We start from the raw sequence: 17,300 nt of genomic DNA, 5'->3' as shown, positions 1-17,300 counted from the left end.
AGTGCTTATTGATCTTTAAGGATTTTTCCCAGAACTTCTCTTTCTTTTGCAGAAAAGTTAAATGCACCGGCAGTTAAAGCATCTTTTAATTTTTCCTTAGTACCAGGATCTTTTGGATCATTCTTTTTTACATCACCAAAAGGCTCCCCTTCAGGAGTAACTTCAACTTTTGCAGTTGTCGCCTCTTTTAAAGCTTCCGCTTTCTTCTTTGCTGAAGCTGCATCAAGCTTAGTTTGGAAGGCCTGCTCTTTTTCTAATTTATGATTCTTAATTTTTGCGTGTATCTGACTACGACTAAGATCATTTGGCTTAGGTCTTCTAACAATCTTTGCCCCATTAGAATTAGGCATCGGTGAAAATGAAGAAGTCGAACTATCTGTTGCATAGTCTCTTCTTGCTTTCTTAGCTTGGTTAGCTGGTAAATGTGGTCGATCTGCTAATAATCTCACAATTTCATTGTACAGAAGTCCTTAACTCTTTTTTAGGTGGAAAAAAGCACGACTCTGTTTTTAGATGTACTTTCAGTAACTTATAATGCCGGTGCCTAAATTTGTCGGCAAAATTCGCCTTGCTCCACCTCAACAAGCTCCATAGTGAATAAGGCCAAAAAAAATTCAACGAGTCCTCACTAAGTAACTGAAATTACTGAAACATTTTTCAAAAAATTTACATTTTTTTTGAATTTCGTTAATCGAGGTACACATCATGTTGTTTAAATTCTTGAATTCTTCATAATGGCTTTTATCGAAATAAATCGAAGAGAGAACGATTTGTGGTCTTTGTCGTACGTCAGTTGAGTTCAATAAGTTGTAAAAGAGCACAAGCCTTCAAAGAGACTTCTATTAAAAAAGGGAAATCAAAATCTAATAGAAAGTCATTTGAGGTAATTATGAAAAATTCACTAGTATTTAAGCAGTCAAAACTTTTAATCACTTCTGCACTTGTTACCCTGTCGCTACTAACGACGTCATGTGGTTCAGGGGACAGTTCAAAGAACTTGGACATTCCAGGTGTTGATGGACCGACAGTAGTTTTACTTCAGGATGATATCCTAATTGATATCGTTTTAGAAAATGTGCAAGTTGAGGGTGGTGCAAGATTCAACATCCCTAACTACACAAACTCTTACGTTGAGATCGCTCCAGATCTTCAGTCAAACGGAACGCTTCTAGCATTCTCTGTTTCACTTGATGATATTTTTGGTGGAAAAGCTGATCGTCTAGATCCACTTACTCTACCAGGTGGACGTGCTATCCCAGGTGTTTCTGGTGGTGCTCTTCCAGCAGTAGCTTTCTCAGTACCAAGTATTAAGAACATCGCTTTCTACATTGGGCCACAAATCTTTGGTGTTTGGGTTCCAGTAAATGGTCTTAATATGTCAGGTGCAATGCTTACAACTCGTTTCTACACGGATAGTAAGAGAGTTGGTAACCTTTCACTTGTTGGTGAAGATGCAAACGGAGAAAACGGTGGTTTCTTCCTAGCACTAACAGTTTCTCGTTCAGAGGAAAGATACCTAGAAAGAATGGCCGATCGTTACTAATAGTCGACCAAAACGATTCACATAGTAAAAAATGCCCCCAGGTAACTGGGGGTTATTTTTTTCCCAAAAAAAATTAAGAACTACTTCACTTTTGTCGATAGAAAGGCATATGAGAGAAATTTTCCAAAAGTGAGGTATCGATATGGAAATCACATTAAGAAAAAGACTACTGACAGTCTTAGCACTACTAAGCTTCTCTTTCTTCTCTGTTTCATGTGGAGAAGGAAACGTTGAAATCCCAGGAGTTGATGGGCCAAACGTTAACCTACTAGAAGACAATGTTATTGTTTCAATGGTTTTAGAAGATGTATCTATTGTTGCTGGAGCAACTTACAAAGTTCCAAAATACAAGAAATCATTTATCGGACTTAACCCTAACCTAGAAGGTCCAGGTTCAGTTCTAACTTTTACAGTATCACTAGATGATATTTTCTCATCAGATGTAAAGCGTCTTGATCCAAAGACTCTTCCTGGTGGACGTATGATTCCTGGTGTAGCAGCTGGTGCTCTTCCAGCAGTAGCATTCACTGTAGAAAAAATTAAGAATATGGCATTCTACGTTGGGCCAAAAGTTTTTGGTATTTGGGTACCACTACATAACTTCAACCTATACGGATTTGCTTGGACTAAGTCTTTTAAAGCTGGTGACAAAAGAGTTGGAAATATCTCTCTATTTGGACAAGATGAAAACGGTGAAAATGCTGGTTTCTTCCTAGCTCTATCAGTTAAGTCTGCATACGAGAAGAGACTAAAAAGACTTTCTAGAAAGCACTAGCCGCGGCATTGATTGCCCAAAGGCAATCTATGGGACGCGGTGCTAGGCCACTAGACTTTAGCTAAAAAATTATTTCAACAAGCCGGGTTCAAGCCCGGCTTTTATGTTCAGGATGAACGGTATGTCCACGAAGGCAGGAGCCGAGAGTGGACTGTTGTCTCAAGGCCAATGGGAAAGCCCAAGCGACAATTTTACGAAGTAAAATTAAGCAATTAAGGTACGTCGTTACTTTTGGCACTTCCAATAAGTTAGGTTCCATTACTCTCTTCAAAACATTGATTTAAACAAACTATATTAGCATCTGCTAATTGATAATAAACGACCTTATTAGGATGAACTAAATATGCAGTATCTTAGGTGATCATAAATCTATTATTGGGGATATTTTGATGTGTAAACTATTGAAAATGCCAAAAGTAACGACGTACCTTATTCTGAATCAGTAACCCAGATCTTCCAAACATCCGCGGCATCTTAGCGAAGCTAAGATATGAAGCGGTGTTAGCTCCCCTACACTTTAGCTAGAAAATTTTTCGAGAGGAGTGCATTTATGCACGACGGTTCGACTCAGGAGCACAGGGAAAGCCTAAGCGACAATTTTACGAAGTAAAATTAAGCGACTACTCTAAATCAGTAACCCAGATCTTCCACTTAAACCCAGTATCCTTATTATTATCTAATTTAATCTTCACTGGACGACTCTTATTCTCTAGATCATTAATAACATAGAAGTCATTACTAAGAATTCCCGTCATATTGTATAGACCCTGATGAAGATTATAATCAATAAGATACTTAATAAAAGTTAAACTCATTGGCGCCGCTACTGAACCAAGGTTATCAACCCTTTTCATCTTTGATAGCTGCTTGCGAGTTTGAAAGCTTCTTAAAGACCCATTGAACTTTTCAAGCGTCTTCTTTGAGAACTTATAATCAGTTTTAAAGCTCGTCATATCAACAACTGTTTTTTCTTTTGATTTCTCAAAGTTTCTAAGGGCCTTTTCAAAAGCAGAGACCTTCTCCACTGGCTTAGGCTCTGGCTTCTTTGGTTGAGGCTTTGGCTTTCTGATAATTTTAATGCTTTTAATATCAACTGTTTTAACCGGCTCAGGCTTTTTCTCTTCGACCTTTTTTACCTTCTTAACTGGCTCAGGCTTCTTTTGTTCAACAAGAGTTATTCCCTGATCATCAAATTCTTTTAAAGCACCAAACCAAAAGACCTTAAGCTCACCCTTTGAAGTAAGGGCCGTCTTAATAATCCTCTTACTCTTATCATCAATCTCTTCCATGTCTTTGGCCATTTCTTCATAGCGAGTGAAACAGGCTTGCCCCTTCCCACTGCGATTAAGAATTTTAAAGGCTGATGACTTAAGAATCTCATTTCGAATCTCTTTAATCTGTGCAGCTGCCATGTATTCATCATTTTCACTACAAAGACTTTGAATTTCATTTTTGGCAAATTGACATGCTTTTATAAGATGACTCTTCTCATCTCCACCGAAATCTAATCTAAGAATCTTTACAAGATCAGGATGGTAAGTTTCAAGACTAAATCTTCGATCAGTCTTAAGCTTGATTGGATATTTCCCCCAGTCTACGATATCTGGAAAGAAGTCTGAAACACGCCCAATAAAGAGCTTCATATCTTTTGACTTAGGCTTACACTGCTTAAAAATTGTTTCGTAATCAATCTGGCAGCTCTTCTCATCACCATATTGATATAGGGCGATACTTGTTTGTCGATAAAACTCGTAAAGACTAGCAATTGAAGTTAAGCGAATTAAGTAGCGCATATAGGCCAAATTCTCTTTAAGTTCATACTTAGAGCAAGAGAAGTTTGGATAGATATAGCGATTAAAGTCTTGTGAGAGATCCGTTAATTCTGGAACGAGAAGTACATCAAAGTAATTACGTCCAGTGTATTCATCATAGAACTCTTGTTTTTCATTTTGATGATCGATAATCAATCTTGGATCAAGTGGCCCATCATAATGCTCAAAGTCCCACTCACCTTTAACTCCATCTTCCTGTACAAGTGAAAGCGCACTTGTGGGATGAAGAATAAGGATGAGTAAAAATAGTTGTAAGTATTTAAAAATAAACATCCTCTTTATTGTACCCAAAGAAGACTGATGGCCGGCACATAGGTAATAATGGCCAAACAAATTAGTAGAATAAAGAGAAACGGCAAGGCCGAGCGATATAGTTCAGTAATTGGTCTCTTAAAGCGAATGGAGCTAATAAAGAGATTAATTCCCACTGGAGGCGTTATATAACCGATTTCTAAATTAGTGAGAAAGACAATGGCCAAATGAATTGGATGTATATCAAATTGCTGGGCCAATGGAAGAATTAGTGGAACAACCACAATTATCGCACTAAAAATATCCATTAAACTTCCTACAATAAGTAAGAAAACGTTCAAGAATAAAAGAAAGGCGTATTTATTAGTTAGAACTCCACTAAAGGCCGTAAATAATTGATTTGGAACTTCTTCATCAACGAGAAAGTTTGTTAGTCCAAGAGCGCAACAAAGAATAATAAGAATGGCCCCAACCATAGTCATGGAGTCTTTGATAATACCAGGAACATCCTTAGTAAGACTTAAATCCTTATAAACAAAGCATTCAATGATTAGAATATAGAAGGCCGTAAATGCAGCAGCTTCTGTTACAGTAACAAAGCCACCATAAATTCCCACAAGAACTGCAATAGGTAGTAACAACTCAAAGAAGGCCCCTTTAAAACTTGCAATGGCCTCACTTAACTCAAACTTACCTCTTTCATTATTTTTCCCAGACTTAAGAATTGAATAAATGGCAAGGCCCACAATCAATAGGACACCAGGAACAATTCCCGCTTTAAAGAGTTGATCAATATCAACACCAGCAACAATTCCGTAGAGAATAATTGGCAGTGAAGGAGGAAAGAGTAAACCAAGAGAGCCTGAGGTCGTAATAAAGCCCATTGTGAACTTGTCACTATGTCCACGGCCCATAAGAATTGGATAGATTAGGCCACCAAGAGCAACGATCGTTACACCACTAGCTCCTGTAAATGCAGTAAAGAAGGCACAAAGACAAAGGCCAACAATGGCAACTCCACCAGGCATCCAAGAAAGCATGGCATTGGTAAAGCGAAATAATCTCTTTGGTGCATTTGATTCTGCAAGTAAGTATCCTGCAAATGTAAATAATGGAATTGTTAAAATAGTTGGAGCAGAAGCAAGTCGATAGATCTCAACAGAAACTGCCGATGGATCAATCCCATTATGAAAGAAGGCCGCTAAGGCGACACATCCTAAGACGATAAAAAGAGGCACACCAATTAGCGCCAAAATTAATGCGGCTATACTAATTGTTATTAAGCTCATGCTCTTCTTCCCTAAAGTCTAAGAATGCTAGAAGTGAGCGCCAAAAGATTAGCGCAAACCCTGCTGGAATAATACCGACTAAAACAGATGTATGAACTCCCAGTGATGAAAGGCGTCCATATTCTTTTTCAACATTATAAAATTGTACACCTGAAGCAAAAAGCCAAGTGGCCCCAACAATTGTACAGAGACTGATAAATTTATTTAAAACAAAGAGTGATTTTTTATATCCTGAGTTTTCTAAGAACTTAGGAAGAATCTCAATAGCGATATGGCGAGACTTTCCACTTGCCATAGCAGCACCAAAGAATGCCAAGACAAAAACGAGGTGTCGAACTAATGGATCAATCCAAGAAAAAGAAAGATTGAACCATCTCAAAATAATTGAGGCGACACTAAAGCCTAAGATTGTTACGACGACAATAACAAGGCCAGTACTGATAAAATCATCGGTGAGTTTTTCGACTTTTCTAATCACAACTTAATTCTTCTTTTTACTCTTTTCTAAACTCTTTTCTAGCAGCTCATAGGCCTTTGCAGAAAACAGCTTTCCTTTTAATTTTTTAATTGTAGCTTCTCTAACCTTTACAGCGAGATCAATATCCTTATCACTTAGCTTAACAAATTCAACACCAGACTGCTTCATAAGATCAAGTGAGTCCTGATTATCTTTTTCATTTGTTGCTTTAACTTGATCGATATATCTCTTTGAAACTTCCTTCACAATCTTTTGATTCTCAGGAGAAATTCTTTTAAATGCTTTGTTACTAATTAAAAAAGCCCCCACAGAAGTTGAAAGAGGAAAATCAATTAAATACTGAACCTTTGTATTCCACTGCATCGAAAGAATCGCTAGAGGTGGAGCATAAGCCGCTTCAATGATTCCAGTTGAAAGTGAAGATAATACATCAGGAAGAGGAAGTGGTACTGAAACTAATTTCATTTCTTCTAAGATCGTTTCAACAAGAGGATCTCCTTCCCAAGACCAAATCTTTACTCCTTGAAGATTATCAAGAGAAGCAATTTTATTTTTAGAAACAAAGTACACCATACCGATATCGAAAAAGCCTAAGTTAACAAAGTTCTTAGCTTCAACGCTTTTATTTAGATATGGAGTTAAGTCATCAATTGCTTTTAATACGCGGTCTCTATCGTGATAGAAAGTAAATGGTAATTCTAAGACACGGATATCACCGTTAATATCCCCTAGAGTCTTTGCAGTAAAAACTCCACCATGTAATTGTCCAACGCGAATCTTTCTTAAAACATCTGGCTCATCACCTTGAGAACCACCAAAGTAGAATTTAACTTTTACCTTTCCACCAGTTTCTTTCTTAATAGCCTTGGCCATCTTTTTTAGATTCTTGGCCCAATTAGTTCCCTCAGGTGTTAAGACACCAACTTTTAGAGTTAGTGCATAAAGGTTAAATGTAACAAGTAGTGTAAGTGCAATTTTTAAAATATTTTTCATATGATCTTACCTATTAAAAAATTTCTTTTTCTAAACTTTCAATAATCTCAAGTCTTTTATTAGCGATGAGATTAAATAGATTATTATAATTAATTTCAGGAGCTTCTAGTTTTCCACCGCTCCAATACTTTGATTCTAAATTTTCACGTGTATATTTTTCTATTTCTAATTTCTGATTGAGATAAACATTCTTCTCATACATAGGAACTGCATAGAATTGAATAAATGCTAAACGTACCATCATATTATCTGGCCACTTTGCAATTGCTTTCTCAAATAAGGCCTTCCCTTCCATTGGATTACCACCAAGTCCACGTGGCCTAGATGCAACATAAGAAGCTGAAAAGATATCACAAGCACCGTAACCAAGTTTTGGATTCTTCTCACAAGACCAGTCATACATCACCTTGGCCAGTGGAAGATAAGCAACAGTTCTCATATTATCTCTTTGAAGATTAATAATTGAGGCCAAGGCCTGAGCTGTGTAGAAGACACCTTCAACATCAGAAGCACTATCACTTAATTTATCTTCAAGTAATTTATAAAATTCATCAGGGCTTGAGATATATTTTGTGAAGTCAAAGTTTTCAAAATCTCTTTCTTTAAAAAATAGAGCTGAATAACTAAGGGCACGAGTATAATTTGATAGCGCACGAGAACGATGAACAGAATTCATCTTTTCTTGTAGCTGATCTTTAAGATAGTATGTTTCATCAATAGCAAAGGCCTTGCCAGTGTAGCCTTTAATCAGAGTAACAATGAAGTCGACATTTGAGCGATCTGTAGCATAGAGCGTTTCTAGAACTTTGATATTTCCACTGATTGTTTCTTCAAACAAATTCCAGTCATTTTCCACTAAAACAGCATCTGAAGATTCAAAAATCATCTCCCCCATTTGCGAAGTCGCTGCCTTCTTAATAGTTGAACAAGAAACTACAGTAAAAAGTAGAATTAGCAATGCCAATTTTTCTTTGCACATTTTTGGCCATCCTTATAAAAACTATAGTAGTAATTTGCCTTATATAATTAGTAATTACAAGCAGTTATTACCTTTTTCTTGACGCTCGAGTCATCCACTACTGGCCGTATTGCACCATTTGTAAGCCCATGATATGATTAGAAAATATCATTCGGACTAAATGTTTTTTGCAGTTATTCCGAGTATATATTTAAGGATTTAAACTTTGTCACGGAGTGACCATTGAGAGTAGTTTTTCTACGAGTAGATGAACTACTTACCTAATCCGATTCTGAGTTAGTGAGCTTTTTCTCTCCACTTAGGTATCGATTAAGGTAAGTATTTTGAAAACCTTTTTCGGTAACTATTAACAAGGAGATGGAGATGTCATCACAAGGAACATCTAACGAAAAATTGACGCCAAACCTAAACCCAACTGGTCTAAACAGACTAAGAACTATTCGTAAGTCTGCTAGTCTAAAGCCTAGAAAGTCTCTTTTAAGAGTAAAGAGTCTTAGACCTACACGTGCTGTTTTAGGTGGAAGCAAGAAAACTGAAGAATCAGAAGGATAGAAAGTCTATCTCTTCTTTGATTTAGGTGAAATAAGTTGCTTGTCGTAAGTAGATTTCAAGCTACGCAAAGACTCGTCGCGAATTTCATCCAGTTTCTTAAGTCTTTGGTCGTGAAGAAAGTTGAGGTAGTTCTTCTTTGCAATAAAGAGGTTGTTTAAGTAGGTAACCTGAAATGCTCTCAACTCGCGGAAGCACAAGTCCTTTTCCACTCTGGTAAGCTTCCTACGACTTTCTTCAAGATCTTTTTGCGTTAGAACAAACGTTGAAAAATCCCCAGTACAAACACCTTTTTTAAGCTCAATGTAGCGATCGATTTCTTTTCTCAATTCCTGCGTCTTAGTTACGTAGTCATCTGGTGGAAAACTTTTAACCTTTTCCAACTTATCATACATCTCTTTACTAACCTCTTTGTCAGTCTTTGCTTGAGGCTGAGCAACGGCCATCTTTGAAATAAGAATAAATGTTAAAGCGTAAGTTATATACTTCAAGCTAATGCCTTTTTAATTTTTTCCAAAAAATAATTACTATCTTTATTATGCGCAAAGACAAAGGTTATGGCCATTTTTTTAAACTTAGATTGTTGGCCACTCGTTAATTCTATGCTTCCTTTAGAGACACCAAATTTCTTAGCAACTAATTTCATAATTCCTGCATTGGCCTTACCATCTTCAGGTGGCGACTGAGTGCTAACGATGAGATGTCCAGTATCAGCAATAGCGAGCTTTTCTACTTTTGCTCCAGGCTTGGCCCAAATATCAATCTCAATAATGAGATCAACTGCATCGCGCAATACCTGATGATGAATTCCTAACTGTGTTAGATAGTCACTTATTGAAATACTTCTCTCCACTTAGAGCTGTCGTAGCCTAGATCAGACAGAAAGCTCTTCATTTCATCAATAAAATCAGAAAGTGGAAATCCCACAACGTTAGAATATGAGCCACTTAAGTTTTCCACAAATAAAAGACCCTGGCCTTGAATTCCATAGGCACCGGCCTTATCCATCGCCTCTTCACCTTCCAGATAGAGGTCTAAAATTTCAGGAGAAATATCTGTGAACTTAACTTCAGATACTTTTGAAAAAGTTCTCTCTTTACCACCGCATGCCATATAAACGGCCGTGTATACTTCGTGCTCTTTACCGGAAAGCTCATTTAACATGGCCCTTGCATCGGCCTTATCTTTTGGCTTTCCTAAGACCTTATCCCCAATTGCAACCAAAGTATCAGAGGCCACAATAAAGTGGTTTGGAGTCGAGTCTTTCGTAAGAGAAACGATATCTCTTCCTTTAAGCTCGGCCAGCTCTTCAACGATTTCTCTAGGATGTTGTCTCGTAGTAATTTCTTCGACGTCAGAAGGTTTTATTTCAATTGGTACTTTCATCCAAGATAGAAGTTCCTTTCTGCGAGGACTCCCTGATGCCAGGATAAATTTTAGTGTTGATGCCATTTAGTTTTTTCCATAAATCAAGTTTTTCAGAATTAAGCTCTGGAAAATAACTTCGAGAGTTCTCCATTGCCCCTGCTCTATAATAACTTTCCTGTGCCTTAGTGTAAAAGTCTTTCCTAAGGACATCTTTATCTCGTCGGCCAACTCGTGCAAGAACTTGCTTTCGATAGCGATCAGCAATGGCCAAGTTTGTGGTTTCAATTTGTCTTGAATGTTTCCAGAGAAACTTTATACGATTATCAAGTTCACCCTCTTCCCACAGTCTCATGCCGTAGGCCCTTGCATAACCAACTTCATCTAATTTCTCAAATAGAACTTGTCCGTATCTCTCTAAGAAGATCTCTCGAGTATAGTAAATACCATTAATTCTCTTCGTCATTAATTCATTTTGTAAGAGAACATCATTTGGTTCCACAATAAAGTAGTTTCGATTTATAAAAGAAAAACGATACCACGTCCCTTTACTTAATTGCTCAAATTCTTCGTTTGCATATCCTCTTAAGTTAACTTTTGGATTTGTCTCATTCTTATAAGAATAACCTAATTGCTCTTCATCTCGAAACTTAAGATAGCTATCATTACCAATTGAGACATAGGTTTCAAAAGAAGGAGAATATGCTTCAAATGAAAAGAGAGGCGATTGAATAAAGAATCGACTCTTTCTCATTACCTTCTTATTATTTTTTTTAATTAAATCATTTATAAATTTTGTACGAGATCGATAACGAATATCATCTTCAAATAGGTACTCATTTAGAGATACATTCTTATCAAAAACAATTGGATTTGTTCGATTAATTGGAAGAGGATGAAAGACAGCATCAGTGTCTCTCTTTTTACTCATTTTCAATTCTTCTTCTGAGCGAGAGATTAGAAGCATATTTCCAACATTTGCTCTTAGGTAAAAGAAGACCTCTTTTTCTAAGACATTAATTTCTTTAAAAGAAACCGAGCTCTCTGGCGCCATACGAATCAGGGTTCCATCAAAGAGCATTAACCAAAGATAACTATCCACACCAGTTTCAATATCATCGTTTTCTTTAATGAGTGAGCGGTAACCAACTTTATTCTCACCGAGATCGCGAAATAATGTACATTGGCCTACACATTTAATAACTCTTCCCATCTCTTCTCTTAGACCAGACATCTTGGCCAGATCACGCCAAAGAGGATAGCTTTCTTTAAAGCGTAAATCTTCCTTCCAGCTTTCATAACTGAGCCAGTCTTTGGCCTCTAACTTATCCCATTTAATTAGAGATTTTCGATCATCCTTAAACTTAAGTTCAGGGTTTGCGAAGGCCGCAAAGTAAATTGTGAGTAGTAATAAAACACGTAGCATCATAAACTTCATCGACAAAAGCTGGTCCTGGCCATAAATGAAGAAGAAATTGAGACTTTTTCGGCACTTTATGCCCGATCTAAACTGTCAAAATCATAGGTTTCGTGCTAAATTTTGGGCCAAATATTAATTTACACAGAAACTTTAACAGACAAGGTTGATACGATGAGTCAGGATAACGGACAATTTTCTTTTGTTAACACAGAACATGAAGTCTTAAAATTTTGGGAAGAAAACGATATTTTCCAAAAATCACTTGAGCAAACAAAGGAAAAAGAGCCATATATTTTCTACGATGGCCCTCCATTTGCCACAGGTCTTCCTCACCACGGTCACCTACTTGCTGGAACACTAAAAGATATCGTTCCAAGATATTGGACAATGAAAGGTCGCTACGTTCAAAGAAGATTTGGATGGGATACGCACGGCCTTCCAATTGAGCAAGAAATTAATAAGAAATTAGAAATGACTGCACACGAAGCATTAGAGAAACTTGGTGTTGCTGGTTATAACCAAGAGTGTCGCTCAATTGTTGATCGCTACACAACTGAATGGCGTAAAACTGTTACTCGCCTTGGACGTTGGGTCGACTTCGACAATGACTATAAGACAATGGACCCAACTTTCATGGAATCATGTTGGTGGGTATTTAAATCTCTTTGGGATAAGGACATGGTTTACAAGGGAACAAAAGTAGTTCCTTACTCAACTGGTCTTGGAACAGGGCTTTCAAACTTTGAAGCAGGTCTTGATTACCGTGACGTTCAAGATCCGGCCATCACTGTTCTTTTCAAATTAGACGATCCAAAAAAAGCTGGTGCTGATTACGTGGCCGCATGGACAACAACTCCATGGACACTTCCATCAAACCTTGCTCTTTGTGTGGGTCCTGATATCGATTATGTTCGCGTAAAAGATAATGATCGTGGTGTAACAATCATCTTTGCTGAAGCAAGACTTGAAGCATATACAAAGAAGCGCAACCTTGAAGTAATCGGTGAATCATTTAAGGGAAGTGAACTTCTTGGACTTCGTTATGAGCCACTCTTTGATTTCTTTGCTGATCTAAAAGAAGAAGGCGCTTTTACAATCTTTAACGATGACTATGTAACGACAGATAGTGGTACAGGTATTGTTCACCAAGCACCAGCATTTGGTGAAGATGATAATAGAGTCTGTAAAGAAGCTGGAATGAAGGCCGAAGTTTGTCCTATCGATGATGCTGGTCAATTTACAAAAGAAGTTTCTGCTTATGCAGGTCAATACGTAAAAGATGCTGATAAACAAATCATTAAAGACCTTAAAGAAAATACAAAATTATACGATCACGGAAACCTCGTGCACCCTTACCCATTCTGCTACCGCTCAGGAACGCCACTAATCTATCGTACAATCCCTCAGTGGTATGTAAAAGTAGAAGAAATCGTTGATAAGCTTGTTGCTAATAACAAAGAAATTCACTGGGTACCAGGTCATATCAAAGCAGGTCGTTTTGGTAAGTGGCTTGAGAATGCTCGAGACTGGGCCGTTTCTCGTACACGTGTTTGGGGAACTCCACTTCCAGTTTGGATCAATGATGAAACTGGAAATATGAAATGTCTTGGTTCAATTGAAGAACTAAAAGAGCTTTCAGGGGTTGAACTTACAGATCTTCACCGTGAGTACACAGATGAAGTAACTTTTAAAATCGAAGGAGAAGAAGGAACGTATAAGCGTATCCCAGATGTCTTTGACTGTTGGTTTGAATCTGGTTCAATGCCATACGCGCAACTTCACTACCCATTTGAAAATAAGGAAATCTTTGAAAACGGATTCCCAGCAGAATTTATTGCTGAAGGTTTAGACCAAACACGTGGTTGGTTCTATACACTAACAATCCTTTCAACTGCCCTATTTGATAAACCAGCTTTTAAGAACGTTATCGTTAACGGCTTAGTTCTTGCTGAAGATGGTAAGAAGATGAGTAAGTCTCTAAGAAACTTCACAGCTCCTGATGAGCTAATGGAAGAATTCGGATCAGACGCTCTAAGACTATACCTAATTAACTCTGGTCTTGTTAAAGGTGAAGAACAACGCTTCACTGACGCTGGTGTAAAAGACATGGTTCGCCGTGCCCTACTACCTTGGTTAAACTCTTTTAAATTCTTCCAAACATACGCATCAATTGATGGATGGAATTTTAATGAGCACGCTGAAAGTGGTGAGAATATTACTGATAATTGGGTTATCTCAAAACTACAAACTCTTAAAGAAAATATTGAAGCAGAGATGGCACAGTACCAACTTTACAATGTTGTTCCTGCGCTTTTTAACTTCATTGAAGATTTAACAAATTGGTATATCCGCCTGAATCGTTCTCGTTTCTGGGGAGAAGGCTTAACAAGTGATAAGAAGCAAGCTTACACAACTCTTTTTACAACACTAAAAGAAGTTACGATTGCTATGGCACCATTTGCACCATTCTTATCTGAGCATATCTTTAGTGAGCTTAAGAAATTTGATTCAAGTGAGAAGAACTTATCAGTTCACTTATGCGACTACCCTGTTGCAAATACTGAGCTTAAGAACTCAGTTCTTGAAGATGCCGTTGATAGAATGCAACAGATTATCCTTCTTGGACGTCAAAAGCGTAACCAAGTTCAAATTAAGGTTAAGACGCCACTTGCTCGTCTAAGTGTTATTCACAAAGACCAAGCTCTTCTAGATGAGATCAAGAAACTTGAAGGATATATTCAATCAGAACTTAATGTTAAGAGCGTTGAGTACACAACTGATGAAGATAATTATATCAAGCTATACGCAAAACCAAACTCTCCAGTTCTAGGTAAACGCCTAGGAAAAGAATTTGGTAAGTTTATGGGAATGATTTCAAAACTTGGCGCAGCAGAACTTAATGAGCTTGAAGAAAAAGGAAGCCTTGAGCTTGCAGGTGAAACATTTGCTCCTTCAGACATCCTAATTTTTAGAGAGGCCAAAGAAGGAACACAGGCCCTATCTAATCGTTATATTTCAATTGATATCGACACAAACCTAAATGAAGAATTAATTCTAGAAGGTCTTGCTCGTGAAGTTATCAATAGAATTCAAAGAACAAGAAAAGACTCTGGATTTAATGTTGAAGATCGTATTGAAGTAAACTTTAATGCAACAGATCTACTAGCAAAAGCAATTGAAACTCACACTGACTACATCACAAAAGAAACACTAGCAAATAGCCTTAATGCTAGTAGCGATGCTCTTGAACATGAGTTTAAAGTTGATGATGAGAATCTAAAAATGACAATTACAAAAGCATAATAAAAAAGCCTCCGAAATGGAGGCTTTTTTTTATTCCTGAATTAACACATAACCGACAGGTTTTGGTTTTAAATCAAAACACTCTTGTCTCTTATAATCCTCAACAGCATCTAAGACTTCTCCCTGAATTTCGATTTCACCATATACATGTTTGTAAACAGTTTCATCATTTAATACATCCCATCTTCGAGTTCTAAGATTCCAGTCTCTATACTCAACGACTCCTCTAACTAAGCACTCCTTAGACTTTGTAATTTCTAAATTTCCAAAATCGTCACGCCTAAAAAAATCGTTAAATTTCTCAACTGACTCCTCAAAGTAGTCAAAATATCTTACTGTATATTGATGTTGTACTTCGATTACACGATATGGTTTCCAATTTCGAGGTACAGGCTTAGAGATAATTATCTGAGGTACTTTTCGGTATCCAACGTCGGATACTTTTATATCGTGAAAAATGGGCCTTTTAACAACTGCACCAGTATAAATAGTCTGTGATTTAAGCCCCTTGCATTGCTCTGGTTGTACAAGGCTTTTAAATTCATCTAAACTAATTTTCCCAGTTACACATCCATTATCAACTTCATTATTATAAGTTACTATCTCGTCATTCTTAAGCCTTAATCTTAACGTCTTAAGATGTACTTTATGATTAATGAATGCATCTTCTTCTACTTCATAGAAGAAGATTTTTCTGTCATTTTGATGATAGTAAGCTTGATTTGATAACTCTTTACCATTTTTTGAGACAAGAATAAAAGTCGCTTCAACTACTTTCTCATCTAATGAAACTTCTAGTTCAATCTCATTTTCATTTGTAAGATCATAAAGAGAAAGACTCTTTTGAGAGTTAATATTTCTTAAATACATTGGTCTATTAGTTGAGCCACTTTCTTCACAAGTTACTTTATTCTCACTAGAGACCAAGTTAGTTCTGAAACTCTCACATTCAATCGAGAATGTTGGTCGCATTTCATTTGAAGCTAATTTAACACTTTTATTTATTTTCTCCTTGTCTGATGAGTTACAAGATACAAATAAAACTGTTGCCAATACTAATAACTTTTTCATTACTCTCTCCTTATTCCTTAATTAGGATTGTTCCTACTAATTTTGGTTCAACGGGATAACACTTCTTCACACCAAGGTTTTCAGACATGCTAAAAGATCGATCATTTACTCCTAGGCCACAGTTTTTACAAAGTTTACTTGCTTCACTATTTTCAAGGCCTCGATTTACCTTCTCATAAACCGTTCCAAAAGGAAGATAGATTCCCTTTTCTTCATAAACTTTATGATCATAAAATCCTTCAGTGAAACATAGACGATCTTCTATTTGCTCAAGCTCAAATCCAAACTCTGTTTTTTTAAGTTCGTACAGCTTTTCAACAGGAACCTGTTGAGTCGTCATGTGATCAAACAAACGATACTTTGATGTTATTTGATATACTTTGTAATCTACTCGCTTCATCTTAGGAAACTTCTTAGTACCTTCATAGAATTTTGGAGATTCAACTTCTGCTTTAAAGTTTGGAATAAATTTTAGATTTGGGCATTGGCCACGAAGATCATCAAGGTTAATATCTTCTACGTTAAAGAGTCCGGTGTCACATCCCTTATCTTCAATTCTTGCAACGGCCACAGGAGTTCCTCCTGTGTGATAGTTTGAGATCTTTAGGTAAACGTCGTGTGCACTAAAGTCTCCAATTCTAAGTTCCTTAAATTTAATAGAATTGAAACCATTGTAAAGCATATCTTCAGAAAGCCTCTTGCCATACTTAGAAACGAGATAAAAATACGCTTGAATTGGCCTTTGAGTAACAACTTCTAGCTCGACAACAGCATGTCTTTTTAACTTATCTTGCTCAATTAATTCTTCATCAATAGAAAATAGAAATTGTGCTTCTTCATTAATTAGAGATGTAGGACATGTGATTTTTTCTTCAATAATATCAGTCTTAATACCCACGCATTGAATACTCGACTCAGCAAGACTTTGACGCTGATAAGTTAACTTCTCTTCTTTTGTTTGATTTTCATTACCACAAGATACTAGTGAAATAAGTGCTATTAATAATAGTAGACGCATATAAAACTCCTTTGATTTATGGCCGTTTTAGCGACATTTTTCTCAAAGGAGTCTTTTTTTCTAAATTGAAATGATATTTTTTAAACTTGAAATACTATGAACCAAAGCCTTTAAGCTGTTCCCCGCCAAGTACATGAAAGTGTGTATGAAAAACACTCTGGCAACCGTGTTGATTAATATTTGAAACGACTCGGAAGCCATTGTTTTCGAGCTCATTTGATTGAGTAAACTCTTTAATAGCATCAAATACCTGGGCCATATCATCGCGATTCATCTCATTTACATTCTTAGAGTGGTTGCGATGAATGAAGAGATAATGCTCTTTTGCAAGAGGTTGAATATCTTTAAATCCAATAACCTGATCATTTTCAAATACTTTATCAGAAGGTATTTCACCTTTTAGAATTTTACAAAATAAGCAATCATCCATAAC

At 36.8% G+C, this 17,300-nt stretch carries 17 protein-coding genes; 4 read left to right on the top strand and 13 right to left on the bottom strand.

Annotation, left to right across the window (positions count from 1 at the left end; all coding sequences use genetic code 11):
• Window positions 1-5 precede the first annotated feature (5 nt).
• Window positions 6-449 (bottom strand): hypothetical protein, encoded by a 444-nt coding sequence (locus VCM44_RS12140; RefSeq protein WP_334678917.1) that lies wholly within the window; start codon window positions 447-449, stop codon window positions 6-8.
• 440 nt (window positions 450-889) lie between these two features.
• Here VCM44_RS12140 and VCM44_RS12135 point away from each other — a divergent pair, with 440 nt between their 5' ends.
• Together VCM44_RS12135 and VCM44_RS12130 are read left to right on the top strand one after the other, a co-directional pair.
• Window positions 890-1,543 carry a hypothetical protein gene (locus VCM44_RS12135; protein ID WP_115361478.1) on the top strand — a complete coding sequence of 218 codons (654 nt, stop codon included), beginning with the start codon at window positions 890-892 and terminating at the stop codon, window positions 1,541-1,543.
• Between the two features lie 142 nt (window positions 1,544-1,685).
• The gene (locus VCM44_RS12130; RefSeq protein WP_115361481.1) at window positions 1,686-2,318 is read left to right on the top strand and encodes a hypothetical protein; all 633 of its coding nucleotides are present in this window, start codon (window positions 1,686-1,688) and stop codon (window positions 2,316-2,318) included.
• 620 nt (window positions 2,319-2,938) lie between these two features.
• On the opposite strand, the gene VCM44_RS12125 is transcribed toward VCM44_RS12130, so the two are convergent.
• Genes VCM44_RS12125 through VCM44_RS12105 form a run of 5 tightly spaced genes read right to left on the bottom strand, consistent with a single transcriptional unit; the run spans window position 2,939 to window position 8,141 of the window.
• Window positions 2,939-4,423 carry a hypothetical protein gene (locus VCM44_RS12125; protein WP_115361483.1) on the bottom strand — a complete coding sequence of 495 codons (1,485 nt, stop codon included), beginning with the start codon at window positions 4,421-4,423 and terminating at the stop codon, window positions 2,939-2,941.
• Window positions 4,424-4,428: 5 nt separating this feature from the next.
• On the bottom strand, window positions 4,429-5,691 hold the full coding sequence (locus VCM44_RS12120; RefSeq protein ID WP_115361485.1) for a TRAP transporter large permease: 1,263 nt from the start codon (window positions 5,689-5,691) through the stop codon (window positions 4,429-4,431).
• Window positions 5,672-6,169 (bottom strand): TRAP transporter small permease, encoded by a 498-nt coding sequence (locus tag VCM44_RS12115; RefSeq protein ID WP_115361487.1) that lies wholly within the window; start codon window positions 6,167-6,169, stop codon window positions 5,672-5,674. The genes VCM44_RS12120 and VCM44_RS12115 overlap by 20 nt, the downstream gene beginning before the upstream one ends.
• A 3-nt stretch (window positions 6,170-6,172) precedes the next feature.
• Window positions 6,173-7,162, bottom strand: a complete 990-nt coding sequence (locus VCM44_RS12110; protein WP_115361489.1) for a TRAP transporter substrate-binding protein — start codon at window positions 7,160-7,162, stop codon at window positions 6,173-6,175.
• A gap of 13 nt (window positions 7,163-7,175) precedes the next feature.
• Complete coding sequence (locus VCM44_RS12105) at window positions 7,176-8,141, bottom strand: TRAP transporter TatT component family protein (protein ID WP_115361491.1); 966 nt, start codon at window positions 8,139-8,141, stop codon at window positions 7,176-7,178.
• Between the two features lie 363 nt (window positions 8,142-8,504).
• Here VCM44_RS12105 and VCM44_RS12100 point away from each other — a divergent pair, with 363 nt between their 5' ends.
• Window positions 8,505-8,693 (top strand): hypothetical protein, encoded by a 189-nt coding sequence (locus VCM44_RS12100; protein ID WP_115361493.1) that lies wholly within the window; start codon window positions 8,505-8,507, stop codon window positions 8,691-8,693.
• Between the two features lie 5 nt (window positions 8,694-8,698).
• Here VCM44_RS12100 and VCM44_RS12095 read toward each other — a convergent pair whose 3' ends face one another.
• From VCM44_RS12095 to VCM44_RS12080, 4 genes are read right to left on the bottom strand one after another with little or no spacing between them, the layout of a single operon-like run.
• Window positions 8,699-9,181 carry a hypothetical protein gene (locus VCM44_RS12095; protein WP_115361495.1) on the bottom strand — a complete coding sequence of 161 codons (483 nt, stop codon included), beginning with the start codon at window positions 9,179-9,181 and terminating at the stop codon, window positions 8,699-8,701.
• A complete protein-coding gene (locus VCM44_RS12090; RefSeq protein ID WP_115361497.1) occupies window positions 9,178-9,543 on the bottom strand; it encodes a DUF167 domain-containing protein in 366 nt (121 codons plus the stop codon). Before VCM44_RS12090 ends, VCM44_RS12095 begins: the two co-directional genes overlap by 4 nt.
• Window positions 9,522-10,076: a Maf family protein gene (locus tag VCM44_RS12085; RefSeq protein ID WP_240406488.1), complete on the bottom strand. Its 555-nt coding sequence runs from the start codon at window positions 10,074-10,076 to the stop codon at window positions 9,522-9,524. The genes VCM44_RS12090 and VCM44_RS12085 overlap by 22 nt, the downstream gene beginning before the upstream one ends.
• Window positions 10,060-11,499, bottom strand: a complete 1,440-nt coding sequence (locus tag VCM44_RS12080) for a hypothetical protein (RefSeq protein WP_133296927.1) — start codon at window positions 11,497-11,499, stop codon at window positions 10,060-10,062. The genes VCM44_RS12085 and VCM44_RS12080 overlap by 17 nt, the downstream gene beginning before the upstream one ends.
• 147 nt (window positions 11,500-11,646) lie before the next feature.
• Here VCM44_RS12080 and ileS point away from each other — a divergent pair, with 147 nt between their 5' ends.
• The gene (gene ileS / locus VCM44_RS12075; RefSeq protein ID WP_334678916.1) at window positions 11,647-14,778 is read left to right on the top strand and encodes an isoleucine--tRNA ligase; all 3,132 of its coding nucleotides are present in this window, start codon (window positions 11,647-11,649) and stop codon (window positions 14,776-14,778) included.
• A 30-nt stretch (window positions 14,779-14,808) separates the two neighbouring features.
• Here the strand turns inward: ileS and VCM44_RS12070 are convergent, their stop codons facing one another.
• The 3 genes from VCM44_RS12070 to VCM44_RS12060 form a co-directional block, all read right to left on the bottom strand.
• Entirely contained in the window at window positions 14,809-15,849 is a 1,041-nt protein-coding gene (locus tag VCM44_RS12070; protein WP_334678915.1) for a hypothetical protein, read from the bottom strand.
• 10 nt (window positions 15,850-15,859) lie between these two features.
• The gene (locus VCM44_RS12065) at window positions 15,860-16,867 is read right to left on the bottom strand and encodes a hypothetical protein (protein WP_334678914.1); all 1,008 of its coding nucleotides are present in this window, start codon (window positions 16,865-16,867) and stop codon (window positions 15,860-15,862) included.
• 94 nt (window positions 16,868-16,961) lie between these two features.
• A complete protein-coding gene (locus VCM44_RS12060; protein ID WP_334678913.1) occupies window positions 16,962-17,297 on the bottom strand; it encodes an HIT domain-containing protein in 336 nt (111 codons plus the stop codon).
• Window positions 17,298-17,300 lie beyond the last annotated feature (3 nt).

The organism is Halobacteriovorax sp. DPLXC-1, from assembly GCF_036903125.1.
Classification (GTDB): Bacteria; Bdellovibrionota; Bacteriovoracia; order Bacteriovoracales; family Bacteriovoracaceae; genus Halobacteriovorax_A; species Halobacteriovorax_A vibrionivorans.
Note: the sequence above shows the minus strand (reverse complement) of the source record. Positions and strands in the feature narration are given on the sequence as shown.